General features: G+C 65.6%; 18 protein-coding genes and 1 tRNA gene. 14 read left to right on the top strand and 5 right to left on the bottom strand.

Features of this window, described 5'->3' with window-relative positions; genetic code table 11:
- Positions 1–319: 319 nt before the first annotated feature.
- Positions 320–493 (bottom strand): hypothetical protein, encoded by a 174-nt coding sequence (locus tag TSA1_RS39740; protein ID WP_100177507.1) that lies wholly within the window; start codon positions 491–493, stop codon positions 320–322.
- Positions 494–1,129: 636 nt separating this feature from the next.
- Here TSA1_RS39740 and TSA1_RS17875 point away from each other — a divergent pair.
- Positions 1,130–1,348, top strand: a complete 219-nt coding sequence (locus TSA1_RS17875) for a hypothetical protein (protein WP_100177506.1) — start codon at positions 1,130–1,132, stop codon at positions 1,346–1,348.
- Positions 1,349–1,504: 156 nt separating this feature from the next.
- On the opposite strand, the gene TSA1_RS17870 is transcribed toward TSA1_RS17875, so the two are convergent.
- Together TSA1_RS17870 and TSA1_RS17865 are read right to left on the bottom strand one after the other, a co-directional pair.
- Entirely contained in the window at positions 1,505–1,741 is a 237-nt protein-coding gene (locus TSA1_RS17870; protein ID WP_245448331.1) for a hypothetical protein, read from the bottom strand.
- Positions 1,742–1,882: 141 nt separating this feature from the next.
- Positions 1,883–1,959 (bottom strand) — tRNA-Arg (locus TSA1_RS17865).
- 404 nt (positions 1,960–2,363) lie between these two features.
- On the opposite strand from TSA1_RS17865, the gene TSA1_RS17860 reads away from it, so the two are divergent.
- From TSA1_RS17860 to TSA1_RS17825, 8 genes are all read left to right on the top strand, one after another.
- Complete coding sequence (locus TSA1_RS17860) at positions 2,364–7,568, top strand: alpha-2-macroglobulin family protein (protein WP_100177504.1); 5,205 nt, start codon at positions 2,364–2,366, stop codon at positions 7,566–7,568.
- A 5-nt stretch (positions 7,569–7,573) separates the two neighbouring features.
- Complete coding sequence (gene pbpC / locus TSA1_RS17855) at positions 7,574–9,766, top strand: penicillin-binding protein 1C (protein ID WP_100177503.1); 2,193 nt, start codon at positions 7,574–7,576, stop codon at positions 9,764–9,766.
- A gap of 51 nt (positions 9,767–9,817) precedes the next feature.
- On the top strand, positions 9,818–11,560 hold the full coding sequence (locus TSA1_RS17850) for an ArnT family glycosyltransferase (RefSeq protein WP_100177502.1): 1,743 nt from the start codon (positions 9,818–9,820) through the stop codon (positions 11,558–11,560).
- Between the two features lies 1 nt (position 11,561).
- A complete protein-coding gene (locus tag TSA1_RS17845; protein WP_100177501.1) occupies positions 11,562–12,407 on the top strand; it encodes a phosphatase PAP2 family protein in 846 nt (281 codons plus the stop codon).
- A gap of 44 nt (positions 12,408–12,451) precedes the next feature.
- Entirely contained in the window at positions 12,452–13,222 is a 771-nt protein-coding gene (locus tag TSA1_RS17840; RefSeq protein WP_174718955.1) for a glycosyltransferase family 2 protein, read from the top strand.
- Positions 13,219–13,557 carry a lipid-A-disaccharide synthase N-terminal domain-containing protein gene (locus TSA1_RS17835; protein ID WP_100177500.1) on the top strand — a complete coding sequence of 113 codons (339 nt, stop codon included), beginning with the start codon at positions 13,219–13,221 and terminating at the stop codon, positions 13,555–13,557. The genes TSA1_RS17840 and TSA1_RS17835 overlap by 4 nt, the downstream gene beginning before the upstream one ends.
- A gap of 149 nt (positions 13,558–13,706) precedes the next feature.
- Complete coding sequence (locus TSA1_RS17830; RefSeq protein ID WP_488226045.1) at positions 13,707–14,267, top strand: TetR/AcrR family transcriptional regulator; 561 nt, start codon at positions 13,707–13,709, stop codon at positions 14,265–14,267.
- Between the two features lie 74 nt (positions 14,268–14,341).
- On the top strand, positions 14,342–15,202 hold the full coding sequence (locus TSA1_RS17825; RefSeq protein WP_100177499.1) for a DMT family transporter: 861 nt from the start codon (positions 14,342–14,344) through the stop codon (positions 15,200–15,202).
- 5 nt (positions 15,203–15,207) lie between these two features.
- On the opposite strand, the gene TSA1_RS17820 is transcribed toward TSA1_RS17825, so the two are convergent.
- Both TSA1_RS17820 and metC read right to left on the bottom strand, forming a co-directional pair.
- Positions 15,208–16,899: a Na/Pi cotransporter family protein gene (locus tag TSA1_RS17820; RefSeq protein WP_100177498.1), complete on the bottom strand. Its 1,692-nt coding sequence runs from the start codon at positions 16,897–16,899 to the stop codon at positions 15,208–15,210.
- 175 nt (positions 16,900–17,074) lie between these two features.
- Positions 17,075–18,259 carry a cystathionine beta-lyase gene (gene metC, locus TSA1_RS17815; RefSeq protein WP_100177497.1) on the bottom strand — a complete coding sequence of 395 codons (1,185 nt, stop codon included), beginning with the start codon at positions 18,257–18,259 and terminating at the stop codon, positions 17,075–17,077.
- A gap of 395 nt (positions 18,260–18,654) precedes the next feature.
- Here metC and TSA1_RS17810 point away from each other — a divergent pair, with 395 nt between their 5' ends.
- From TSA1_RS17810 to TSA1_RS17790, 5 genes are all read left to right on the top strand, one after another.
- A complete protein-coding gene (locus TSA1_RS17810; RefSeq protein ID WP_100177496.1) occupies positions 18,655–19,671 on the top strand; it encodes an amino acid ABC transporter substrate-binding protein in 1,017 nt (338 codons plus the stop codon).
- A gap of 24 nt (positions 19,672–19,695) precedes the next feature.
- Positions 19,696–20,901: an amino acid ABC transporter permease gene (locus TSA1_RS17805; protein WP_100177495.1), complete on the top strand. Its 1,206-nt coding sequence runs from the start codon at positions 19,696–19,698 to the stop codon at positions 20,899–20,901.
- The gene (locus TSA1_RS17800; protein WP_100177494.1) at positions 20,898–22,418 is read left to right on the top strand and encodes an amino acid ABC transporter permease; all 1,521 of its coding nucleotides are present in this window, start codon (positions 20,898–20,900) and stop codon (positions 22,416–22,418) included. The genes TSA1_RS17805 and TSA1_RS17800 overlap by 4 nt, the downstream gene beginning before the upstream one ends.
- Positions 22,419–22,429: 11 nt before the next feature.
- Complete coding sequence (locus tag TSA1_RS17795) at positions 22,430–23,167, top strand: amino acid ABC transporter ATP-binding protein (RefSeq protein WP_100177493.1); 738 nt, start codon at positions 22,430–22,432, stop codon at positions 23,165–23,167.
- Positions 23,168–23,267: 100 nt separating this feature from the next.
- Entirely contained in the window at positions 23,268–25,502 is a 2,235-nt protein-coding gene (locus TSA1_RS17790; RefSeq protein ID WP_174718953.1) for an O-linked N-acetylglucosamine transferase, SPINDLY family protein, read from the top strand.
- The last annotated feature ends 42 nt before the right edge of the window (positions 25,503–25,544 follow it).

The raw sequence follows: 25,544 nt of genomic DNA, 5'->3' as shown, positions 1-25,544 counted from the left end.
AAAGGCCCGCCTCTCTTTGCTTGTCCGGATGGCTGTGCCGGCGCCGCGTTCGGCGTCGCACAACAACTGCCGCAAAATAGCACTTGGCTACCGGTGCCTCTTCACGCGATTCTCGAAGGAAAAATTGGGACGGGAATTGATTCGCGGGGACGTGGGACATGCTGGATGCCATCCAGATCAGCTTGGCACTTTGGGCTATGATTGTTTGTGGGGGGATCAAGATGGGGCAGGTGATGCACTGCCTGCTTTAGCTCACGATCCCGGCGGCAAGCCTTGCTCGGGAAAGCGCCTTGCTCGTGACCAGGCCAGTTGCCTTCCGTCAAGCCACGAGCCAGTTGAAGAACGCCAACGCGCCCCAGACCAGGCCGGTAAGCCAGGCCAGCATCACGATGCCGATGGTCCCGAGATAGGCAATTCCCAGCAGATCGATTCTCAGAATGATCCTTGGCCGTCGCGTCGGGACGTTTGCTGAGGCTGCTGCTTGTTGTGCCATGACGGAAACCAACCATCGATGCGATCGCGCTCCCTGACGCGTCGAGACATGGTCTAACCGAGATGCCAGGCCAACACTGTGACGCCATTCACAGATTGGCTGAATGCGGCCAGCCTCACGGCTTCGTCATTGTTGCATGCTTGTAGTGAGGGTGGTGCCGCGGGGGGCAGGCGTCACCCCGCAATCATACGGACGAAATTGCCATTCCCTTGTCCAGATGGCGGGCTAGGGTCCGCCGCATGTGTACCAAGTACGATCCACAGCGTGAGGCCGAGGCCGCAATGAAGCAGGCCGCGGCATCGGAAGGCGCCGACCGGCAGCGCCTGATCCAGCTCGCTTTGGCCTGGCACGAACTGGCTCGCGACCGGCGCAATGTGCAGACGGACTGAAAACCTTCTCCAAGACAATTGGCGGCACGGCTTAGCCCGGCCTGCATGAGAAAGCCCCGTGCTCGGGGGACAAGCACGGGGCCTTTCAAAGCCGATCGGGGCTGGCTGATCGGCACCACTCGATTTCATGCCAACAACGCACCGGTCGCGATCTCGTTCCGCTCGGATGAGCGGGCGTTGCGCGGGGCGGCGCGCTTCGATCGCGCTGACATAGGAACCTCCGTTCCCTTCGGGGCGTTGGTCGGCCATGACCGACCCCGAGTTACGCGCACAGTCTTTCGAGATTGCCTGGAAATATCTCGACCGCTCGGGTCTGCTGACGGGCGAGCCCAGGGAGTCAGCCCGCTTCATCCTGAACAGGATAGATCGCATGATGCTGCGAGGAGAGCGGCGCAGACTGCTGCTGTCGAACGCTGCGATCGACGCGTACCGGTTACGGCCGGTGCTCGTGACGGTCAGCGCCTGAACAAACTGGATGGAGGAAACGCCACATTAAGAAAAGCGCCGTGTTGATTTCTCCGGTTGCGATTCGTGCTTTGCGAACGAAGCGGAGTCGGACCGTGAACAAACGAAAGGCCCCCAAGGGGCCTCGCTTGTCAGATAGCCCGGAAGGACGACTTGATCAGTCGACCGCCAGGCAATGCTCCACAACGGGCTTTTCGTGGGTTTCGTTGTTGGCGTGGCTGGGACGCGCCCACTCCTGAACGGCGAAGGCAAGGTGATGCTGGCCCATCGCAGCGCCAACGATCGAGGCCTGAGCCACCTTGATGGGCTTCGTGACCACATTGGTGTTCACCACGCCTGCGTCGATGGCCAAATAAGACATCGCACCGATCGCCACCACGGAGGCGATCGCCATTCTGGTCAATTCGGATTGCTGCATCAAGAAACCTGTCGGGCGCAATTCGCCCGCCGCATAGATAGGGCTGATCGGCGCCGGTCAAAGGCCGGCGTATGGCTACCCACGCGTTCGTGAAGGCGGTTGATCGGCGAATGCGACTGGCGATCCCGGCAGGAATCGAACCTGCAACCCTCAGAGTAGAAATCTGATGCTCTATCCAGTTGAGCTACGGGACCGTCTTTTGCCGCCCCGGTTTGGGGGCCGGCTGGTCATCTATCATGCCAATAGGAAAAATATCGTCTTTCGCCAAGCCTGAACCGAACCGTTTTGCTGAATGCAGCGACAAAGCGAGACGGTGGCATGTCAGGGTGCCGGGTTGAGCGGCAGCGGACTGGACGATGGATCACATCGCCGGGAACGCTGGCCAGCTTCCGGGACGTGGCCGTCGGTCGACGGGTCGGGTATTGCTGCGCCATCAGGACGGCGTGTGCGGCGGTATCTTGATCGGTCTCCTCTGGGCTTGCCTTTCCATGGCGAATGCGACGATTTGCACCTTTGGTTCCATCGCCTTGAGTCCGTCACCTTTCCGCGCATTTCATGCTGCCTGCGGGCGGCTGTCCGCGATTTCCGGGAGTCCATCATGATCGGTCTTGTTCGCGCCGTCACAATCTGCGCCGCGCTGGCGCTCGGCCTCAGCTCAGCGCAAGCTGCCGACAAGGCGTTCAAGCGCGACGATCTCGCCGATTCCGCGACCAAGCTGGAAGCGCAGATCAAGAGCGAGGCGGGGCCGGTCGCCAAGACCAACGCGACCCTGAAGACGGACGCCGACGCCGCGTTCCGGCGCAATGATTTCCGCACCGGCCTGTCGGTGCTCGGCCAGATCGCGGCGACCACGCCGGAGGATACCGGCAACTGGCTGCGGCTGGCGAAGGTCATCTTCCAGATCTCGCCGAAGAGCTCGAGCGAGCAAACCTTCCTGCTGGAGCGCGCCTCGACCGCGGCCTACATCGCCTACCAGCGTGCCGGCAATCCGGGCGAGGAGGCCGAGGCGCTCGCCGTGCTCGGCAAGTCGCTGGCCGAACGCAAGCTGTGGCGGCCGGCGCTGGATGCGCTGCGGCTGTCGCTCGACATGCGCGAGGTCGCCGACGTCCGCGGCCAATACGAGAAGATGCGCGATGAGCACGGCTTCCGGCTGCTCGATTACACCGTGGACTCGGATTCGGCGAGCCCGCGGGCCTGCTTCCAGTTCTCGGAGGAATTGGCCAAACGCACCGACTTTGCGCCATTCCTGGCGCTGGCGGGCCAGGACAAGCCGGCGCTCTCGGCCGAGGGCAAGCAGCTCTGCGTCGACGGGCTGAAGCACGGCGAGCGCTACAACATCAATTTGCGCGCCGGCCTGCCGTCCACAGTAAAGGAGGGGCTGCCGAAATCGGCCGAGTTCAACATCTATGTGCGCGACCGCAAGCCGTTCGTGCGCTTCACCAGCCGCGCCTATGTGCTGCCCCGGACCGGCCAGCGCGGCATTCCCGTGGTCAGCGTCAACACGCCCGCGGTCAACATCAACGTGTTCCGGATCGGCGACCGCAACCTGATCAACACGGTGGTCGACAGCGACTTCCAGAAGACGCTGTCGAAATACCAGCTCAGCGACCTCGGCGACGAGCGCGGCGTCAAGGTCTGGACCGGCGAGCTCGCGACCGCGATGACGCTGAATCAGGACGTCACCACGGCATTCCCGGTCGACCAGGCGCTCGGCGAGCTTCAGCCCGGCGTCTACGTGATGACGGCCGCCGCCAAGGGCCCGGGCTCAGACGACGAGTACCAGCTCGCGACGCAATGGTTCATCGTCTCCGATCTCGGCGTCACCGCCTATTCCGGCAATGACGGCATCCACGTGTTCGTCAATTCGCTGGCCTCGACCGATCCGGTCGGCAAGGCCGAGGTGCGGCTGGTTGCCCGCAACAACGAGATCCTGGCAACCCGCAAGACCGATGATTCCGGCCACGTGCTGTTCGAGGCGGGCCTTGCGCGCGGCGAGGGCGGCCTGTCGCCGGCGATGCTGACGGTCACCGGTGAGAAGGCCGATTATGCCTTCCTCAGCCTGAAGACCTCCGCCTTCGACCTGTCCGACCGCGGCGTCTCCGGCCGCGCAGTGCCTGCGGGCGCCGATGCCTTCGTCTATGCCGAGCGCGGCGTCTATCGCTCCAGCGAGACCGTCTACCTCACCGCCCTCCTGCGCGACGGGCAGGGTAACGCCGTGACCGGCGGCCCGATGACCCTGGTGATCGAGCGCCCCGACGGCGTCGAATTCCGCCGCGCCGTGCTGTCCGACCAGGGCGCCGGCGGCCGCACGCTGGCCGTGCCGCTCAATTCGGCCGTGCCGACCGGGACCTGGCGGGTACGCGCCTTCACCGACCCGAAGGGCTCTTCGGTCGGCGAGACCACCTTCATGGTCGAGGATTACGTCCCTGACAGGATCGAATTCGACTTGTCCGCCAAGGACAAGCTGATCAAAGCTAACGCTCCTGTGGAGCTTAAGGCGGACGGCCATTTCCTCTATGGCGCGCCGGCCTCGGGTCTTGCACTCGAAGGCGACATGCTGATCGCGCCCGCGACTGAGCGTCCCGGCTTTGCCGGCTACCAGTTCGGCGTCGCCGACGAGGAGACCAACTCGAACGAGCGCACGCCGCTGGAGAACCTGCCCGAGGCCGACGCCAATGGTGTCGCGACCTTCCCGGTGACGCTGGACAAGCAGCCGACCTCGACCCGTCCGCAGGAGGCGCAGATCTTCGTCCGCATGGTCGAGACTGGCGGCCGCGCGGTCGAGCGCAAGATCGTGCTGCCGGTCGCGCCCAGCGTGGCACAGATCGGCATCAAGCCGCTGTTTGGCGACAAGAACGTCGCGGAGGGCGACAAGGCCGAGTTCGACGTCGTGTTCGTGTCGCCCGAGGGCGAGAAGCTGCGCCGCGACGGCCTGCGCTACGAGCTCCTGAAGATGGAGTCACGCTATCAATGGTATCGTCAGAACAATTACTGGGAGTACGAGCCGGTCAAGTCGACCTCGCGCATCGCCGACGGTGACGTGACCATTGCCGCCGACAAGCCGGCGCGGATTTCGCTGAGCCCCCAACCCGGCCGCTACCGGCTCGATGTGAAGTCGAACGACGCCGATGGCCCCGTGACCTCGGTGCAGTTCGACGTCGGCTGGTATTCCGACGGCAGCGCCGACACGCCGGACCTGTTGGAGACCTCGATCGACAAGCCGCAATACGCTTCCGGCGACACCATGACGGTGTCGGTCAACGTCCGCAGTGCCGGCAAGCTCACCATCAACGTGCTCGGCGACCGCTTGCTGACGACGCAGACCATCGACGTCAAGGAAGGCACCGCGCAGGTGAAGCTCCCGGTCGGCAAGGACTGGGGCACCGGCGCTTACGTGGTGGCGACGCTGCGCCGGCCGCTCGATGCGGCGGCCCAGCGCATGCCGGGCCGCGCGATCGGCCTGAAATGGTTCGGCATCGACAAGCAGACCCGCACCTTGCAGGTGAAGTTGTCCCCGCCGCCGCTGGTCCGTCCGAATTCGACGCTGAAGATCCCGGTCAAGCTCGAAGGGCTCAATCCGGGCGAGGACGCCAAGATCGTCATTGCCGCGGTCGACGTCGGCATTCTCAATCTCACCAACTACAAGCCGCCGGCGCCGGACGATTATTATCTTGGCCAGCGCCGCCTGAGCGCGGAGATCCGCGACCTCTATGGGCAATTGATCGACGGCATGTCCGGCACGCGCGGCCAGATCAAGTCCGGCGGCGACGCCGGGGCCGCCGAGCTGCAGGGCTCGCCGCCCACGCAAAAGCCGCTCGCGCTCTACTCGGGCATCGTCACGGTCGGCGCCGACGGCACAGCCGAGGTGGACTTCGACATGCCGGAGTTCGCCGGCACGGCGCGGGTGATGGCGGTGGCGTGGACCGCGACCAAGCTCGGCCGCGCCAACACCGATGTCGTGATCCGCGACCCCGTGGTGCTGACCACGACCCTGCCGCGCTTCCTGCTCAATGGCGACCACGGCACGGTCAACCTCGAGATCGACAATGTCGAAGGCCAGGCCGGCGATTACGTCATCAACGTGAAGACGGGCGGGCCGGTGAAGATGACCGGCAACCCCGCGACCACGGTCAAGCTCGCCGCCAAGCAGCGCAACTCGTTCTCGCTTGCGGTCGATGCGACCGCAGCGGGGCAGGCGACGCTCGACGTCGACATCAAGGGGCCGAACGGCCTGACGCTGGCGCGGCACTACGCGTTCGACGTCAAGGCGGCGACGCAGGTGCTGGCGCGGCGCTCGATCCGGACGCTGGCGAAGGGCGAGAGCCTGACGCTGACCTCGGACATGTTCTCCGACCTCGTGCCGGGCACCGGCAGCGTTTCGGTCTCGGCGAGCCTGTCGACTGCGCTCGATGCCGCGACCATCCTCAAAGCGCTCGACCGCTACCCCTATGGCTGCTCTGAGCAGATCACGAGCCGCGCGATGCCGCTGCTCTATGTCAACGAGCTCGCGGCGGGCGCGCACCTGGCCATGGACACCGAGGTCGACCAGCGCATCCGCGATGCGATCGAGCGGCTCCTGGCGCGTCAGGGCTCGAACGGGTCGTTCGGCCTGTGGTCGGCGGGCGGTGACGACGCCTGGCTCGATGCCTATGTGACGGACTTCCTCACCCGCGCCCGCGAAAAGGGCTTTGTGGTGCCGGACGTGCTGTTCAAGAACGCACTCGACCGCGTCAGAAACTCCGTCGTCAACGGCAACGAGCCGGAGAAGGACGGCGGGCGCGATCTCGCCTACGGCCTCTACGTGCTCGCCCGCAACGGCGCGGCGCCGATCGGCGATCTCCGCTATCTCGCCGACACCAAGCTGAACAACCTCGCGACCCCGATCGCGAAGTCCCAGCTCGCCGCGGCGCTCGCTCTGGTCGGCGACCGCAACCGTGCCGAGCGGGTCTACGGCGCCGCGCTCGACAGCCTCGCGCCGAAGCCGGTGCTGGAGTTCGGCCGCACCGACTACGGCTCGCAGCTCCGCGATGCCGCGGCTCTGGTCTCGCTCGCCAGCGAAGGCAACGCGCCGAAGGCGACGCTGACGCAGGCCGTGAGCCGGGTCGAGACCGCGCGTGGGCTCACCCCCTACACCTCCACGCAGGAGAATGCGTGGCTGGTGCTGGCGGCGCGGGCGCTGGCCAAGGAGAACCTGTCCATGGAAGTGGACGGCCAACCGGTCAAGACCGCGCTCTATCGCAGCTACAAGGCCGCGACGCTGGATGGCAAGCCGCTGAAGATCACCAACACCGGCGATGCGCCGGTGCAGGCGGTGGTCTCGGTGTCGGGCTCGCCGGTGACGCCGGAGCCGGCGGCATCGAACGGCTTCAAGATCGAGCGCAACTACTTCACGCTCGACGGCAAGCCCGCCGACATCAGCAAGGTCAAGCAGAACCAGCGCTTTGCGGTGGTGCTGAAGATCACTGAGGCCAAGCCCGAGTACGGCCACATCATGGTGTCGGACTATCTGCCGGCCGGCCTCGAGATCGACAACCCGAAGCTGGTCTCGTCCGGCGACAGCGGCACGCTGGACTGGATCGAGGATGGCGAGGAGCCTGAAAACACCGAGTTCCGCGACGACCGCTTCACCGCGGCCGTCGACCGCGCCTCGGATTCCAAGGCGGTCTTCACCGTCGCCTATGTCGTGCGCGTGGTCTCGCCCGGCAAATACGTGCTGCCGCAGGCCTATGTCGAGGACATGTACAATCCCTCGCGGTACGGGCGGACGGGCACGGGAACGGTCGAGGTGCGGGCGGCGAAGTGAGTGACATGAGCGAGATCGCGCCCCAAACTCCGTCGTCATGCCCGGGCTCGTCCCGGGCATCCACGGACTTTGCTGCCGCGACGAAGAACGTCGATGGCCGGGACGAGCCCGGCCATGACGGAGCAAGGGGTGGGGGCCTTCGCGTCCTCTCAGCCGCCGCCTTCATCCTCATCCTCGCCATCATCGGCTTCGTCGGCTGGGTCTACTCGCTCGGTCCGCTCCCGCTCGACGAAGCCCGCCAGGTCTCCACCACCATCGTCGACCGCAACGGCAAGCTGCTGCGGGCCTATGCGATGGCCGACGGCCGTTGGCGGCTGCCGGTCGACGCCAAAGCCAACGTCGACCCGACCTATCTGAAGCTGCTGCTCGCTTATGAAGACCAGCGCTTCTATGCCCATGACGGCATCGACCCGCTGGCGCTGGGGCGGGCCGCCTTGCAGCTCGCAACGCGCGGCCACATCGTGTCGGGCGGCTCGACCATCAGCATGCAGCTCGCGCGGTTGATGGAGCCGCGGCGGCAGCGCTCGCTGTACGCAAAACTGCGGCAGATGGTGCGCGCCATCGAGATCGAGCGGACCCTGAGCAAGGAGCAGATCCTCGATCTCTATCTCGCGCTGGCGCCTTACGGCGGCAATCTCGAAGGCATCCGCTCCGCCTCGATCGGCTACCTCGGCAAGGAACCGAAGCGCCTGTCGTTGGCCGAAGCCGCGCTCCTGGTGGCGCTGCCGCAATCGCCGGAGACGCGCCGGCTCGACCGCCATCCCGAGGCCGCGCGCAAGGCGCGCGACCGCGTGCTCGACCGCATGGTCGAGGAGCAAGTGGTCAGCGCAGACGACGCAAAGCTGGCCAAGGCCGTGCCCGTGCCAAAGCTGCGCAAGCCGATGCCGATCCTGGCGCCACATGCGTCCGACACCGCGCTGTCGACGGTGAAGGATAAGCCGGTCATCAAGCTCACGCTCGATGCGAATTTGCAGAAGGTGCTGGAGCCGCTGGCGCGCGACCGCGCCATTGCGCTCGGACCCAACATTTCGGTCGGCATCATCGTGGTCGATAACGAGAGCGGGGATGTGCTCGCCCGCGTCGGTTCAGCCGATTATTTCGACGAGAGCCGGGCAGGGCAGGTCGACATGACCCGCGCGATCCGCTCGCCGGGCTCGACGCTGAAACCCTTCATCTACGGGCTCGCCTTCGAGGACGGCTTCGTTCATCCGGAAAGCCTGATCGACGATCGTCCCGTTCGCTTCGGCTCCTACGCGCCGGAAAATTTCGACATGACCTTCCAGGGCACGGTGCCGGTGAGGAAGGCGCTGCAATTATCCCTGAACGTGCCGGCGATCGTGCTACTCGACCGCGTCGGCTCGAGCCGGCTGGCCTCGCGGCTGCGCCAGGCCGGCGGCAATCTGGTTCTGCCCAAGGACGAAGCGCCGGGGCTCGCCATGGGTCTCGGCGGCGTCGGCGTGACGCTGCAGGATCTCGCCCAGCTCTACACCGGCTTCGCCCGCCTCGGCACCACCAAGCCTTTGCGCGAGGTCATGGCGGACAAGGACGACCGCGAGCCGCTCCGGCTGCTGGATCAGGTCGCGGCCTGGCAGGTCGGCAACGTGCTTTTGGGCACGCCGCCGCCGGAGAACGCCGCTCACAACCGCATCGCCTTCAAGACCGGGACCTCCTACGGCTATCGTGACGCCTGGTCGGTCGGGTTCGACGGCCGGATGACGATCGGCGTCTGGGTTGGCCGGCCCGACGGCGCGCCGGTTCCCGGCCTGATCGGGCGCGTCGCCGCCGCACCGATCCTGTTCGATGCCTTCGCCCGCACCGGCAAGACGCTGGCTCCCTTGCCGAAGCCGCCGAGGGGAACCCTGGTCGCCAGCAACGCCAAGCTGCCGTTGCCGCTGAAGCGGTTCCGCCCCGTCGGCGAGCTGGTGCGGACCGGCCGCGAGCAGGCGCTGCATATCCAGTTTCCGCTGAACGGCTCGCGGATCGATGTCGATCGCTCCGGGGGGCAGGAGAGTGCAGCGATGCCGGTCAAGGTCGCCGGCGGCGTGCTGCCCATGACCGTCATGGTTAACGGCATGGCGCTTGGCGAGATCGACGGCCGCCGCCAGCGCCTGATCAATCCACCTGGTCCCGGCTTTGCGCGGCTCACCGTGATCGACGCTACGGGCACCGCGGACACAGTCGTCATTCGAATTCAATGACCTTGGCCTTAACCGGTTGTCGGAATGGCGGTTTCAGCGTAAGCGGAACCAATGGCCGAGACCTATCCCAGCCCCCGTTTTGGAGCGCCCCGCGAGCCGAAATCGCCCGTAAATCCGGGCAGCCGACTCGTGAGCATGCTCGACATCGTCACGGCCAGCCATGCCCGCGCCGTTGCCTTCCTGCTGCTGTGTGCGCTGCTGTTGTTCCTGCCGGGCTTCTTCACGATCCCGCCTGTTGATCGCGACGAGGCGCGGTTCGCCCAGGCCACCAAGCAGATGGTCGAGAGCGGCGACTATGTCGATATCCGCTTCCAGGAGGACGTCCGCTACAAGAAGCCGGTCGGCATCTACTGGTTGCAATCGGTTGCGGTTGAAGCTGCCTCGGCGCTGAAGCTGCCGAAGGCTGAATTGCGCATCTGGGTTTACCGGCTGCCGTCGCTGATCGGGGCGATCGGCGCAGTGCTCATGACCTATTGGGCCGCGCTCGGCTTCGTCACGCGGCGCGCCGCGGTGCTGTCCGCACTCCTGATGTGCGCCTCCGTGCTGCTCGGCGTCGAGGCGCGGCTCGCCAAGACCGACGCCATGCTGCTGTTCTGCGTGACAGCCGCCATGGGCGCGATGGCGCGGGCTTACCTCTCCTGGCAGCGCGCCGAGGACGAGACGCATCCGCCCTGGAGCTGGCCCGCGATCTTCTGGACGGCGCTTGCGGTCGGCATCCTGATCAAGGGGCCGCTGATCCTGATGTTCGCAGGGCTGACCATCGTTGCGCTCGCGATCCAGGACCGCGATGCCTCCTGGCTGTGGAAGCTGCGCCCGGTCTGGGGCCTGATGTGGATGCTGGTGCTGGTGCTGCCCTGGTTCGTCGCGATCTTCTGGCGCGCGGGCGATGCCTTCTTTGCGGACTCCGTCGGCGGCGACATGCTGAGCAAGTTAGGCGCCCAGGAATCCCACGGCGCGCCGCCCGGCATGTATCTGGCGCTGTTCTGGATCACGTTCTGGCCGGGCGCGCCGCTCGCGGCGATGGCGGCGCCCGCGGTGTGGCGGGCGCGGCGCGAGCCCGGTGCACAGTTCCTGCTCGCCTGGCTGATCCCGTCATGGATCGTGTTCGAGGCGGTGCTGACCAAGCTGCCGCATTACGTGCTGCCGCTCTATCCGGCCGTCGCCATTCTCACCGCCGGCGCGGTGGAGCGGCGCGTGCTGTCGCGCTCCTGGCTGATGCGCGGTTCGGCCTGGTGGTTCGCAATTCCGGCGGCCGCCTCGATCATCGCGGTGGTCGGCGCGGTGATGTTGACGCGGCAGCCGGCCTTCGTGGCCTGGCCGTTCATCGCGGCCTCGCTGATCTTCGGCCTGTTCGCGTGGTGGCTCTACGACAACAACCGCGCCGAGCGCTCGCTGCTCAACGCGCTGGTCGCCGCGCTGATGCTGGCGGTGACGGTGTACGGCATCGTGCTGCCGTCACTGACGCCGCTATTCCCAAGCATCGAGGTCGCACGCGCGCTTCGCAACGTCACGTGCGTCGGGCCGAAGGCGGCTGCTGCCGGCTATCACGAGCCGAGCCTCGTGTTCCTGACGGGCACGCAGACGCTGCTCACCGACGGCTCGGGCGCGGCGGATTTCCTGCGGCAGGGAAGCTGCCGCTTCGCACTGGTCGAGCAGCGCTCGGAGCGCAGCTTCGTGCAGCGCGCCGAGGCGATCGGGCTGCGCTACAAGGTCGGCACCCGCATCGAGGGCTACAATTTCTCGCAGGGACGCGCGATCTCGATCTCGATCTTCCGGTCGGAAGGCACCGAGTAGAATGTCGGCCTTGAGCAGACCCGCCCCGCGTCCGGGCTATCCTACGCAATTGCTCGCCGTGTCGCGCCGCGCGCTGGCGCAGCTGGTTCGCACGCCCTCGCATTCGCGCCGCGCCGAGGCCGCCCGAAAGCTGGCGCGGCATTCACTGTGGCTCAGCGCGGCGGGTGCGGCCCTCGTCATCGTGCTGATGGTCGCCTTCGACCAGACCGAGATCCAGCTGATGCCGGCGCGCGGCACGCCGAGCCTGTGGCCGATCCGCATCCTCACCGATTTCGGCAAGGACGAGTATCTGCTCATCGCGCTGGGAGCTGCGCTTGTGGTGCTGGCGCTCGTTGCGGCAGGGCTGCACGGCACACGACGCGCGCTGCTGCTCGGGCTCGGCACGCGGCTGCAGTTCGTGTTTCTGTCGATTGCCGTATCGGCATTCGTTGCCGAGATCTTGAAATATGTCATCGGTCGCGGACGTCCGTTCGTTGGTGGCAAGCCCAATCCGTTCAACTTCGTACCGTTCGAGGGATCCGGGGCCTATGCCAGTCTGCCGTCGGGCCATGCCGTGGCAGCGTTCGCCCTGGCGTTTGCGGTATCGGCATTGTGGCCGCGCCTGCGCATGTTCATGTTCACTTACGCAATCGTGATCTTGCTGACGCGGCTGGTGCTGGTTGCGCATCACCCGAGCGACGTCGTGGCCGGCGCCCTGGTCGGCATGGTCGGCGCCATGGCAGTCCGCTACTGGTTCGCGGCTAGGCGGCTCGGCTTTGCCATCCGTGCCGACGGCACCATCGTGCCGCTTCCGGGGGCGGTCTCGGGCCGCCTCAAAAGGGTTGCCCACGGGGCATCCGCCCCATAAAAGCGGCTGCCTGCCGTGGCCCTTGGTTCCCCAGGGGCAGGCCAATGCCAACCACGAGCCTTGATTTGTCGACGTCCCAGCCGGTTTCCCCGCCTTCGGTTTCCATCGTCGTTCCCGTGCGCAACGAAGCCGACAACATCGCGCCGCTGATCGCGGAGATCGACGCGGCACTCGATGGGCGCTGGGCTTATGAGATCATCTACGTCAACGACGGCTCGACCGATGCAACCGGCGAACGGCTTGCGGCCATCATGGCGCAGCGGAGCAATCTGCGTCAGCTCCGCCATGCCCGATCGGGCGGCCAATCCGCGGCCGTGCGCAGCGGCGTGCGCGCCGCGCGCGGGGTGATCGTGGCGACCCTCGACGGCGACGGCCAGAACAATCCGGCCTTTCTGCCCGACCTGATCTCCGCGGTCGAGAAGGGAGCAGGGCGCGTCGGCCTCGCAGCGGGGCAGCGTGTGGGACGCAAGGATACCGGCTTCAAGAAATTCCAGTCGCGCGTGGCGAACGGCGTCCGTAACGCCATCCTGAAGGACGGCACGCGGGATACCGGCTGCGGGCTGAAGGCATTCCGGCGCGAGGTCTTCCTGATGATGCCCTATTTCGACGGGCTGCATCGCTTCCTGCCGGCGCTGGTCCGCCGCGAAGGCTACGACATCGCCTATGTCGACGTGATCGACCGGCCGCGCCATTCCGGCGTCTCGAACTACGGCTTCTTCGACCGGCTGTGGATCGGAATCATGGATCTTGTCGGCGTGTGGTGGCTGATCCGCCGCAAGAAGCCGACGCCAGAAGTGACCGAGGTGAACGCATGATCATCCAATACGGTCAGGCGCTGAGCAACTATCTCTACGACGTCTTCGTCGCCAAGTTCGATTTCTGGCTGGCATTCGGCCTCGTCGCGCAGCTGTTCTTCACCGCGCGCTTCCTGGTGCAGTGGATCGCGAGCGAGCGCGCCGGCAACAGCGTGGTGCCGATGGCTTTCTGGTTCTGCTCGATGGGCGGCGGCCTGATGACGCTGGTCTACGGCGTCGTGAAGCGCGAGCCGGTCATCATCCTCGGACAATCGCTGGCGACGGTGATCTACATCCGCAACATCATGCTGATCCTCAAGAACCGCGGCAAGGCCTCGAAGACGCTGGATCGTTGAGCCGCGGTAGCAAGACGCAGGCCTCTCAAGGTCCTCTCGAACCTGCTCCAAGAATGATGCTTGCCATTTAAAGACCGATCGGTTCATATATAGGCATGCACCAGCAATCCCGAGTGCAATTGCCCCGCGGGCGGCCCCGAGCTTTCGACGTGGAGGCTGCGGTCGAGCGTGCGATGGATGTGTTCTGGTCGCGCGGCTATCACGGCACGGCGCTGCCGGACCTGCTTCGGGCGACGAAACTCTCGCGCGGCAGCCTTTATGCGGCATTCGGCGACAAGCATTCGCTCTTCCTGCGTGCGCTTGATCGCTACATTGCCGATGCCCTGGCGCGGATTGACTTCGAGTTCGACCCGCGCAAAGACCCGGTCGACGGCCTCAGGACTCATCTTGCCGGCTATGTCGAGCGTACCAGCGGGGCCAATGGCCGGCGCGGCTGCCTGTTGGTGGCCACCGCCATGGAACTGGCCGGCAAGGATGCGGAAGTCTGCCGTCGCGTCGCGAGCTTCTTCAAGGCGATGGAGGGCAGGGTGGCGGATGCGCTCTCCCGCGCGAAGGCTGCGGGGAAGCTGGCCGATGGTGTCGAGCCCGCGAGCGCCGCGCGCATTCTCGTTTGCTTCGTCGAAGGGCTGCGAGTGACCGGCAAGACGGCGCCGGCACGGGCCGCGTCGCAAGCGACTGCCGATGCGCTTCTCGATTGCTTCATCAGATGAGCAATTTCATGGACGCGTCCGTTCCTTGGCGCGTCTATATCTGGACTGTTTGGTCTTGAAGGGAGCTGAAAGCGATGTCTGCCATCCAGATCGTCTGCGCCGTCGCCGTTCCCTTGCTCTGGGGCTACCAGTTCGTCGCGATCAAGGTCGGCGTGAGCGAGTTTCCGCCGCTGTTCTTTCTCGCGCTGCGCTTCCTGGTCATCGCCCTGCTGCTGGTACCGTTCGTCGCAAGGCCCACGCGTCAGCAGCTTGGGCCGATCACGGCGATTTCGCTGTTCCTGGGCGGGCTGAACTTCGGACTGTTCTATGTCGGTCTTGGGCTCGGCTCGGGCAGCATGTCGGCCGTTGCCTACCAACTCGCCACGCCCTTCACCGTGCTGCTGGCCTGGCCGCTGCTCGCGGAGAGGCCGTCTCTCGTCACGTCGGGTGGCGTGGTGCTGGCCTTCGTCGGCGTCGTCGTGCTGGCGGCAGGGCCCGGGCTTTCGGGAGATGCGTTGCCGTTGCTGCTCGTGGTCGGGGCAGCATTCGCGTTCGCGGTGTCCAATGTCCTGACGAAGCGTTATGGGCCGTTCGATCCCCTGATGTTGATGGGCTGGTCGTCGTTACTCACCGTCCCGCAAGTCTTGGTGATGTCGTTGCTGCTCGAATACGGGCAGATGGCGAGCCTCGTCACCGCAGACGGACGTGGCTGGCTGGCGCTCGCCTACACGATCTTCATCGGCGGTATCGTCGGGTTCAGCCTGTGGTTCTGGCTGATCGCTCGCTGCTCGATGGGGCGCGTCGCCCCCTTCGGCCTGCTGCTCCCGGTGTTTGCGCTGATGTCGAGCGTGTTGTTCCTGGGCGAGCGCATGACGCCGAAGCTGATCGTCGGCGGGCTGCTTGCGATCTCCGGTGTCGCGCTCACGCAGATCAAGCCGCGCACGCGGCCGGCTTGATTGCCTCAGCGCGGCATTGCCGAGGCCGTGCCAGATGCGGGCACGGCGGCCGTCTCCGCCTCGGTCCGGCGATAAGGCACGCCGGCCGCATCCAGCACGGGGTAGGCGACCGAGCAGATGTGCGAATGGATGCGCCTGAGGTCACGCAGCACGTCGAGATGCAGTGAGGTGGTTTCGATGGTTTCGGGACGGCCCTCGCGCAGGCGATCGAGATGCCGCTCCACCGCGGCGAGCTCGGTGTTGCGCAGCGCCGTCTTCTCCACCAGCAGCTTGCGCGCCTCGTTGGCATCGCCCGACATGAACACGCCGAACGCGATCCGCAGCGAGTCCATCGTGCGCTTGTGGAAGGCAGCGAGCTCGTCGGCCCCTTCCGCCGAGAACTGGAAGCGCCGCTTGATCTTCTTGGTGGCGAGCTCGCTCAGGCTCTTGTCGATGATGTCGCCGATATGCTCGAGGTTGATGGCGAAGGAGATGATCTCCATCGCGCGCCGTCCTTCGCTCTCGTCGAGGCTGCCCCGCATCAGCTTGGTCACGTAAAGCTTGATGGCCTCGTCGAGACCGTCGACGAGATTGTCCATCTTCGAGACCTGGTCGACCAGCGCACGGTCGCCCGTCATCATCGCGGCCATCACCTTGCGCAGCATGACCTCGACGAGATCGCCCATGCGCAGCGTCTCGCGGGCGGCGTCGGCGAGCGCCAGCGACGGTGTTTCCAGCGCGGTCTCGTCGAGATAGCGCGGCCGGGCCGGGTCGGCCTCCTGCACGCGATCCGGCAAGAGGCGGGTGAGCAGGCGCGACATGGTGTCGAGCAGGCCGATGAAGACGACGGCGGTGCCGACATTGAAGGCGATGTGGAAAGCTGCCGTCATCCTGGCGAGATCGGGCTGCCAGGCATGCATGTGCTCGGCGATGGTGCTCAGGAAGGGCAGGACGAGCGCAATCCCGACGACGCGGTTGACGAGGTTGCCGACCGGCAGGCGATAGCTCGCGGGATCGTCGCGCTTGGCGCCCTCGAACACCGGATTGATGGCGCTGCCGAGATTGGCCCCGAGCACCAGCGCCAGCGCCGCGTAGGGCGTGATGAACTGCGAATAGGCCAGCGACATGATCAAGAGCACGCTGGCGACGCTCGAATGCACGGCCCAGGTGACGAGGGCGGCGATGACGATGCACAGGACCGGATCGCCCGTGATGGCCGACATCACGACGCGCACGCCGGGCGCGTTCTCGGCCGGCGCCAGCGTGTCGAGCAGGATGTGCAGCGAGAGGAGCATCAGGCCGAGGCCGATGCAGACGCGGCCGATGTCCTTGATCCGCGAGCGCGGGCCGGAGCGAAACGCGACGAGGCCGAGCACGAACAGGACCGGCGCAACGGCCGCGATGTTGAACGACAGCACCTGCACGATCAGCGTCGTGCCGACATTGGCCCCGAGCATGATGGCGAGCGCGGCGGCGAGGCTGACAAGACCCTCTGCCGCGAACGAGCTGGTGATCAGGGCGGTCGCCGTGCTGCTCTGGAGCAGGGCGGTGAGCCCGAGGCCGGCGGCGAAGGCGCTGACGCGGTTGCTCAGCGCCTTGCCGAGCAGCCGCCTGAGGTCGGGACCGAAGGCGCGCAGAATCCCGCTGTGGACCATGTGCAGGCCCCACAGCAACAGCGCCACGCCGCCCATCAGATCGAGCAGTACCAACGTTCCCATGCTCCGTGTCCGGACGAGAGTCGATTGGTGAGGCTAGCGCCAAATGCTTGAGGATCAAACCTTTTGTTGGCGCGTCGGCGTTAACGTCTACAGGTGGCTCACGTTCCCCCGGCGCACACGCGCGTCCCCGGGCGCGCGGTGGCGCGTGCGCAGGCGCAATGCCCTGTGAGCAGGCTCACATTGCCGCTTTGAGGGCAGCAAAGCCGCGATCGAGGTCGGCCTTGAGGTCGTCGGTGCTCTCGAGCCCGATGTGCAGGCGCAGGGTCGGGCCACCCGGCGACCACTTGGTCGCCGTACGATAGGCGTCACAATCGAAGGGAATCGCAAGGCTCTCGAAGCCGCCCCAGGAGAAGCCCATGCCGAACAGCTTGAGCGTGTTGAGCATGGTGTCGACGGCCTTCTGCGGCGCCGGCTTCAGCACGATGCTGAACAGGCCGGATGCGCCGGTGAAGTCGCGCTTCCAGATGGCGTGACCGGGATCGGTCTCCAGGCCCGGATGCAGCACGCGTGCGACCTCGGGTCTAGCAGCGAGCCAGCGCGCCATGTCGAGGCCGGAGCGATGATGCTGCGCCAGCCGTACCGACAGCGTGCGCAGGCCGCGGAGCGCGAGAAAGACGTCGTCGGGACCGGCGCAGACGCCGAGCAGACGGATGCCTTCGGCGACTGTCGGCCAGGTCTTGGCATTGGCGGAGATGGTGCCGAACATGATGTCGGAATGGCCGCCGATATATTTAGTGGCGGCCTGCATGCTGATGTCGACGCCCTGTTCAAGCGAGCGGTGATAGAGCGGCGTCGCCCAGGTGTTGTCGTCGATGACGAGCGCGCCGCGCGCATGCGCGACGGCGGCGATGACGCGAATGTCCGGCATCTCGAATGACTGTGAGCCCGGCGCCTCCACCAGCACCGCGCGGGTGTTCGGCTTGAACAGCTTGTCGATGCCGGCGCCGATCAGCGGGTCGAAATAGGTGGTCTCGACGCCGTAGCGGGCGAGCATGCCGTTGCAGAAATTGCGCGAGGGCCGGTAGATGTTGTCGACGACCAGAATGTGGTCGCCCGTCTTCAGGACGGAGAGCAGGGTGGTGGAGATGGCCGACAGCCCCGAGGGGACGATGCCGACGCCGGCGCATTGCGGCCCCTCCAGCGCCATCAGCGTCTCCTGGAACGCCTTGGTGGTGGGGGAACCGTGGCGGCCGTAGGTGAACTCGCCGCGATGGGCGTGCAGGTCCTCGGCGGTCGGATAGAGTACGGTCGAGCCATGGAACACCGGCGGATTGACGAACCCCTTCTGCGCCTTGGTGTCGCGGCCCGAGGTGACCAGGCGGGTTTCGGCGTGCTGCTCTTGGGGGTGCGAGGAATCCATGCGTCTGCTTTCAAAACCGCGTTTCCGCCTGACGCGGAAGGCGCCCTGCAGGCCGGCCGATGGCCGTTGTCGTTAATAACAGAACACAGAAGAGTCCCGTCAACCCCTTGACCCGGCACGCCAGTCGTTCTGTGATGCGCAGGTGCTATTCAGTCGCCGCATGTTGAGGGGCCTGCCGCGACCTTCGATCCATCGTCTGACCGAACCTTGCGCCACAGCCAAAACAAGAGGGCGGGCGCCAGCGGCGGGGATTAAGGTATGGCCTCTCGGGATCGGCGAGTGTTCGGCAAGGTTTTTCAGCATGACTCTTGCAGGGCTGGCGCCCATACGCCTGGCCCGGCAGGGATGATCCTGAGACAACGTTCCTTGAGATGACTTTGAAAGGCCCAAAGCCCATGAAACGCGTAACCCTGGCTCTCACCCTTGCTATCGCCGCCGGCCTCTCCGCCCAAGCCGCCGATGCGCAAACGCTCAAGACCGTCAAGGACCGGGGCATGCTGTCCTGCGGCGTCAGCCAGGGCCTGCCGGGCTTCTCCTCGCCCGACGACAAGGGCAACTGGACCGGCCTCGACGTCGACGTCTGCAAGGCAATCGCCGGCGCGATCTTCAACGATCCGAGCAAGGTCAAGTACGTGCCGCTGTCCGCCAAGGACCGCTTCACCGCGCTGCAATCCGGCGAGATCGACGTGCTCTCGCGCAACACCACCTGGACCATCTCGCGCGATACCTCGCTCGGCGCCAACTTCACCGGCGTGACCTATTATGACGGGCAGGGCTTCATGGTGAAGAAGTCGCTCAAGGTGAATTCGGCGCTCGAGCTCAACAGCGCCTCGGTCTGCGTGCAGACCGGCACCACCACCGAGCAGAATCTCGCCGACTACTTCAAGGCCAACAACATGAAGTACGAGGTGATCGCGTTCGGCACCAACGACGAGACCGTCAAGGCCTATGAAGCCGGGCGCTGCGACGTCTTCACCACCGACCAGTCCGGCCTCTACGCCAACCGCCTGAAGCTCGCCAATCCCAACGACCACATGGTGCTGCCCGAGATCATCTCGAAGGAGCCGCTTGGCCCGATGGTGCGCCATGGCGACGACCAGTGGTTCGACATCGTGAAATGGACGCTGTTCGCGATGCTCACCGCCGAAGAACTCGGCGTGACCTCGAAGAACGTCGACGAGAAGGCGAAGCTGGAAAATCCCGAGTTGAAGCGCGTTCTCGGCACCGACGGCAATTTCGGCGAACAGCTCGGCCTGACCAAGGACTGGGTGGTGCGGATCGTGAAGGCGGTCGGCAATTACGGCGAAGTGTTCGATCGCAATGTCGGCGCGGGCTCGCCGCTCGGCATCAACCGCGGTCTCAACAATCTCTGGAACAAGGGCGGTCTCCAGTACGCGCCGCCGATCCGCTGATCGCCCTGATCCGCTGGCGGCGGCATGAGCACCGAGGCCCGAAAACCGCCGCCCCAGATCGCGCTGAAGATCAGGCGCATTCTGGGCGGCAAGGCAGGCTGGAACGGCGTCGCCGTCCAGCTTGCCTTTGCGGCGATCCTGGGCTGGATCGGCTATGAGATCGTCTCCAATGCCCGCGCCAACCTTGAAAACCAGCATATCGCGGCCGGCTTCGGCTTCCTCAGGAACAATGCCGGCTTCGACGTCAACCAGACCCTGATCTCCTATACCGGGTCGGACACGTTCCTGCGCGTGTTCGTGGTGGGGCTGCTGAACACGCTCGTGGTCTCGGTGGTGGGCATCGTCTTCGCCACGCTGATCGGCTTCATCGTCGCGCTGTGCCGGCTGTCGCCAAACTGGCTGTTGTCGCGTGTCGGCGAGATCTATGTCGAGATCATCCGTAACCTGCCGGTGCTGTTCCAGATCCTGTTCTGGTACCTCGCGGTTCTCGCGGCCTTGCCCAATCCGCGCCAGAGCATCTCCCTGCTCGGGATCGCCTTCATCAGCAATCGCGGCCTCGTCATTCCAAGCCCGATCGGCGGCAGCGGCCTGGCGCCATTCCTGGTGGTGCTGGCGTTCGGCATCGTCGCGGCGCTGGCCCTGCGTTTTCATGCCCGGCGCGCGTTGTTTCAGCGGGGGCAGGTGATCCGGATCTGGCCCTATGTGCTGGGTCTGCTCGTTGGCCTGCCGCTCGCCACCATGCTGGTGTTCGGCTTGCCGTTCACCTTCGAGCTTCCCCAGCTCAAGGGTTTCAACTTCGCCGGCGGCTCCCGGATCATCCCGGAATTCGTGGCGCTGACGCTGGCGCTGTCGACCTATACCGCTGCCTTCATCGCCGAGATCGTGCGCGCCGGAATCCTGTCGGTCCACAAGGGGCAGATGGAGGCAGGGGCCTCGCTCGGTCTCAGCCGCGGCGCCACGCTCCGGCTGGTCGTCGTGCCGCAGGCCATGCGCGTCATCGTGCCGCCGTTGACCAACCAGTACCTCAATCTCACCAAGAACTCGTCGCTGGCGGTCGCGATCGGCTATCCCGACCTCGTCTCGGTGTTCGCCGGCACGTCGCTGAGCCAGACCGGGCAGGCGATCGAGATCATCGCCATGACGATGGGCATCTATCTCCTGATCTCGCTGCTCACCAGCGCGATCATGAGCGTCTACGGTTGGCGCGTCAGCCGGAGTCTGGGCGCATGAACGATATCGCCTCGAGCAGCTTCGTCCGCCGGGACCTTCTCGCCGAGCGTCCCGCGCCGGTGAAGACCACGGGCTTCGTCGGGCTGATGCGCACGCGCCTGTTCAACTCGCCGACCAACATCCTGCTCACCGTCCTGGGCGCCTTGCTGCTGTGGTTCACCATCGTTCCCTCGGTCAGGTTCCTGATGGTCGATGCGGTCTGGAGCGGCAAGGACCGCGCAGCATGCCTCACGGAGAACGTCGGCTTTGCGGTCGGCGCCTGCTGGCCCTACATCCAGGCCAAGCTGCCGCAATTGATCTACGGCTTCTATCCCGAGGCCGAGCGCTGGCGGGTCAACCTCACATTCGTCCTCGCGGTGGTCCTGCTGGTGCCGCTGCTCGTGCCGCGTCTGCCGGCGAAGGGACTGAACGCCAGCCTGTTCTTCGTCGCCTTTCCTGTGGTCGCGTTCTTCCTGCTGCACGGCGGCGGCATCAAGGGCTTTGGCCTCAGCTGGACGGCCGGTCTGCTGGAATTGTTCGACGACAGCATCATCGGTGCCGGGCAGGCCCTGCTCGATCTCAGCAAGACGTCGGCCGTCGGACCGCTGTTGTGGGTGGTCGGGAATTTCGTCGTGCTGATCGGCACGGCAATCCATTGGCTGATCCTGCCGCTGACCTGGCTGCGCGATCAGATCCAGGCAGCGGGTCAATCGGTCTGGGCCGATTTCGCCGTCACGGCCGTGATCGTCTCCCTGATCGCCTTCGGCCTCGGCGGCGGCTTGCGCACAGGTTGGCGCGCTCTTGCCTCCAGCATCGTTGCCTTCGTCGCCATCGCCGCCGTGATCAAGCTGATGGGGCTCGATAGCGGCGGCCTGCCGGTCGTGGCGACGAATTTGTGGGGCGGCCTGCTGGTGACGCTGGTGGTCTCCGTCACCGGCATCGTCACCTCGCTGCCGATCGGCATTGCGCTGGCGCTCGGCCGCCGCTCCACCATTCCCCTGATCCGGATCTTCTCGATCGCCTTCATCGAGTTCTGGCGCGGCGTGCCGCTGATCACCGTGCTGTTCTTCGCCACCTACATGCTGCCGCTGTTCCTGCCGGGCAATTTCACCGTCGACGGCCTCGTCCGCGCGCTGATCGGCATCGCGCTGTTCACGGGCGCCTACCAGGCCGAGAACGTCCGCGGCGGGCTTGCTGCGATCCAGCGCGGGCAGGGCGAGGCGGCGGCGGCCCTGGGGCTGTCCTGGTGGAAGACGACCTCGCTGATCGTGCTGCCGCAGGCCCTGCGCCACGTCATTCCGAATCTCGTCAACAGCTTCATCTCGCTGTTCAAGGACACGTCGCTGGTCTCGATCGTGGCGCTGTTCGATCTGCTGGGCTCGCTCAGGGCATCGTTCTCGGACCCGAAATGGTCGACGCCCTCGACCGCGTTCACCGGCTTCGCCTTTGCCGGGATCATCTACTTCATCTTCTGCTTCGGAATGTCGCGCTACTCGCTGTTCGTCGAGCACCGCCTCAACGCCCATCGTCGCAACTGATCGAGGTCCCCATGTCCGACCCCATCGTCAAGATTTCCGGACTCAACAAATGGTACGGCGACTTTCACGTGTTGCGCGACATCGACCTCGATGTCCGCAAGGGCGAGCGCATCGTCATCTGCGGGCCCTCCGGCTCCGGCAAATCGACGCTGATCCGCTGCATCAACGCACTCGAGGAATTCCAGGAGGGCGAGATCGTCGTCGACGGCATCGAGCTAGGGCCCAACCTCAAGCATGTCGACGCGGTCCGCCGCGAGGTCGGCATGGTGTTCCAGAGCTTCAACCTGTTTCCGCATCTCACCGTGCTCGACAATTGCACGCTGGCGCCGATCTGGGTGCGCAACATCCCGAAGAAGGATGCCGAGGCGGCGGCGATGAAATTCCTGGAGCGGGTCAAGATCCCGCACCAGGCCAACAAGTTTCCGGGGCAGATGTCCGGCGGCCAGCAGCAGCGCGTCGCGATCGCGCGGGCCCTGACCATGAACCCGAAGGTCATGCTGTTCGACGAGCCGACCTCGGCGCTCGATCCCGAGATGGTCAAGGAGGTGCTGGACACCATGGTGGACCTCGCCGAGGAGGGCATGACCATGCTGGTCGTCACCCACGAGATGGGCTTTGCCCGCGAGGTCGCCAACCGCGTCGTGTTCATGGACGCCGGCCAGATCATCGAGGCCAACACCCCGAACGAATTCTTTGCGGCACCCCAGCATGCCCGCACGAAACTGTTCCTGAGCCAGATCCTGCGCTGAGCAGCTGCAATCCGGGGGCTACGCCGGCCTGACCGAGCCGCCAGCCTGGCACCAGCGAATCAGCTTTGCCTCTTTTCGGGCGATTCCCCGGAGAGAGACCTTGCAGAGCAGTGTCGGCGCGCGCGCGTACCAGAATGCGCGATTGCAGAAGAAGTTGAGGAAGCAGGCGGACGCCGTCATGTCCTTCGCGATCGAGGCGCTCGGGCAGGGCAGAGTCGCCGAGGCCGAGACACTCTGCCGCGAGATCCTGAAGGAGGTTCCGGATCATTTCCACGCCACGCACCTGCTCGGCCTGCGCGCCTATGAGTGCGGGCGGCTGGAGGAGGCGCAGCAGCTGTTCGAACGCGCGATCGCGCTCGATCCGCGTTCGCCCGATGCTCATGGCAATCTCGGCGCCGTGTATTTCGATCTCCAGAAATTCCAGGACGCCCGCGCAAGCCAGGAGAAGGCCATTGCGCTGAAGCCGAATTGTCCGATCACCCTGACCAATCTCGGCAATACGCTGCTCAACATCGGCCTCGGCGAGCAGGCGATCGGAGTTCACGAACGCGCCATCCGGCTGCGGCCGGACTATGCCGATGCATTCTGCAACCGCGGCATGGCGGAGCTGATGATCGGCCGGCCCGAGCCAGCCAAGGAGAGTTTCGACCGCGCCCTCGCATTCCAGCCGCGGCACGCCGAGGCGCTCGCCGGCAAGGGCATGGTATGCATCGAGCTCCGGCACTACGAGGAGGCGGAAGCTGCCCTCGCAGCAGGGCTCGCGATCAAGCCGGGCTCTCCGCGGATTCTGGCGCAGCGCGGACGGCTCAACTTCGATCTCTACCGGCTGGAGCAGGCGGCGGCGGACTTCGACGCGGCGCTGGCGCAATCGCCGCGGCTCGAGCTCGCGCTCCGCGGGAAAGCGCAAGTCAACCTTCTGTTGGGCAACACGACGCAGGCGATCGCGGCCGTCAAGACCCTGCTCGAGGACCATCCGCGATCCGACTACGCCATCGTGCTTCTCGGCGCCTGCTATGCCAACCAGGGAGATGTCGCGACGGCGCTCGAGCATCTCGACGCGGCGCTCGAGATCTCGCCGGATTATGCGGATGCCATCGCACGCAAGATCTTCATCCTGGATTATTGGCCGGAGGCTGATTTCGCGGTCCAGCAGGCGGCGCGAAAATCCTGGTGGGAGGCGATCGGCGCCAGACTGCCGCAACGGACATTGCCGCCCCGGCAGCTCGACCCGGACCGGCGGATCGTCGTCGGCTATGTCGCGTCGGAATTCAGGAACCATTCGGCAGCGTTCGCGCTGTTGCCGGTGCTGCGTCACCACGATCATTCGAGGTTCGAGATCGTCTGTTATTCCTGTTGGCCGTTGCAGGACGAGGTCACGGAGCGGTTCAAGCCTCTGGCGGACGTCTGGGTGGAGGCCGCACAGCTTTCGGACGACGAGCTGGCCGATCGCATCCAGGCCGACAGGATCGATATTCTGATCGACGTATCCGGGCATACAGCCGGCAACAGGCTTGGCGTATTCGCCCGCAAGCCGGCCCCGATCCAGGTCACGGGCTTCGGACATGCCACGGGCACGGGCCTTCAGACCATGGACTACGTGCTCGCAGATCCCATCTTCATTCCGCCTTCGGCGCGTCCCTTGCTGGCCGAGAAGGTCCATGATCTGCCGTGCCTGATCACGATCGATCCCATCCGGGATGTTCCGCCCTCGGAGCTCCCCATGCTCCGCAACGGTCACGTGACCTTCGGCGTCTTCAACCGCATCTACAAGATCTCCGATGAGGCGATCCGGGTGTGGTCGAAGGTGATGTGCGAGGTGGCTGGCTCGAAGATCATCATCAAGCACGGGCTGCTCGACGATCCCCTTCTGCGTGATGGCCTGATCGCGCGGTTTGTGGCCCATGGCGTCGCCGAAGATAATATCACCTGCCTGGGCTCGACCTCGCGCCATGACCATCTGTTGGCGTTTGCCAAGGTCGATATTTCCCTCGACCCGTTCCCGCAGAATGGCGGCATCAGCACCTGGGAATCCCTCTATGCGGGCGTTCCGGTCGTCGCCAAGCTCGGCCTCGGCGCCTCCTCGCGCGCCGGCGGCTCGATCGTGGCGGCGGTGGGCCTGGACGACTGGGTCGCCGAGGATGACGACGGCTATGCCGCGATCGCGAGCAGATACGCGGCGCAGCCCGCGCATCTGGCGAGGTTGCGCGCGGAGCTGCCGGCCCGGATCGCGGCCTCGCCCGCCGGCAATGTCGAACGGTACACCCGAGAGGTCGAGGCGGCCTATCGCCGGTTCTGGCACGACCATTGTGCCGACGCTTCGGGCATGGAGCCGTAGCCGGATGTTGCGCCGAGCCCCGGAAAACCCCGGGGCCGGTGG

Origin of the sequence: Bradyrhizobium nitroreducens (assembly GCF_002776695.1) — a bacterium.
In the GTDB taxonomy this organism is placed as follows: Bacteria; Pseudomonadota; Alphaproteobacteria; order Rhizobiales; family Xanthobacteraceae; genus Bradyrhizobium; species Bradyrhizobium nitroreducens.
Note: the sequence above shows the minus strand (reverse complement) of the source record. Positions and strands in the feature narration are given on the sequence as shown.

Coding starts and splice junctions, on each gene's coding strand:
- TSA1_RS17850 (WP_100177502.1), top strand. CDS start 9,818: ATGGCCGAGACCTATCCCAGCCCCCGTTTTGGAGCGCCCCGCGAGCCG.
- TSA1_RS17875 (WP_100177506.1), top strand. CDS start 1,130: ATGACCGACCCCGAGTTACGCGCACAGTCTTTCGAGATTGCCTGGAAA.
- metC (WP_100177497.1), bottom strand. CDS start 18,259: ATGGATTCCTCGCACCCCCAAGAGCAGCACGCCGAAACCCGCCTGGTC.
- TSA1_RS17795 (WP_100177493.1), top strand. CDS start 22,430: ATGTCCGACCCCATCGTCAAGATTTCCGGACTCAACAAATGGTACGGC.
- TSA1_RS17805 (WP_100177495.1), top strand. CDS start 19,696: ATGAGCACCGAGGCCCGAAAACCGCCGCCCCAGATCGCGCTGAAGATC.
- TSA1_RS39740 (WP_100177507.1), bottom strand. CDS start 493: ATGGCACAACAAGCAGCAGCCTCAGCAAACGTCCCGACGCGACGGCCA.
- TSA1_RS17820 (WP_100177498.1), bottom strand. CDS start 16,899: ATGGGAACGTTGGTACTGCTCGATCTGATGGGCGGCGTGGCGCTGTTG.
- pbpC (WP_100177503.1), top strand. CDS start 7,574: ATGAGCGAGATCGCGCCCCAAACTCCGTCGTCATGCCCGGGCTCGTCC.
- TSA1_RS17860 (WP_100177504.1), top strand. CDS start 2,364: ATGATCGGTCTTGTTCGCGCCGTCACAATCTGCGCCGCGCTGGCGCTC.
- TSA1_RS17810 (WP_100177496.1), top strand. CDS start 18,655: ATGAAACGCGTAACCCTGGCTCTCACCCTTGCTATCGCCGCCGGCCTC.
- TSA1_RS17840 (WP_174718955.1), top strand. CDS start 12,452: ATGCCAACCACGAGCCTTGATTTGTCGACGTCCCAGCCGGTTTCCCCG.
- TSA1_RS17870 (WP_245448331.1), bottom strand. CDS start 1,741: ATGGCGATCGCCTCCGTGGTGGCGATCGGTGCGATGTCTTATTTGGCC.
- TSA1_RS17825 (WP_100177499.1), top strand. CDS start 14,342: ATGTCTGCCATCCAGATCGTCTGCGCCGTCGCCGTTCCCTTGCTCTGG.
- TSA1_RS17845 (WP_100177501.1), top strand. CDS start 11,562: ATGTCGGCCTTGAGCAGACCCGCCCCGCGTCCGGGCTATCCTACGCAA.
- TSA1_RS17835 (WP_100177500.1), top strand. CDS start 13,219: ATGATCATCCAATACGGTCAGGCGCTGAGCAACTATCTCTACGACGTC.
- TSA1_RS17800 (WP_100177494.1), top strand. CDS start 20,898: ATGAACGATATCGCCTCGAGCAGCTTCGTCCGCCGGGACCTTCTCGCC.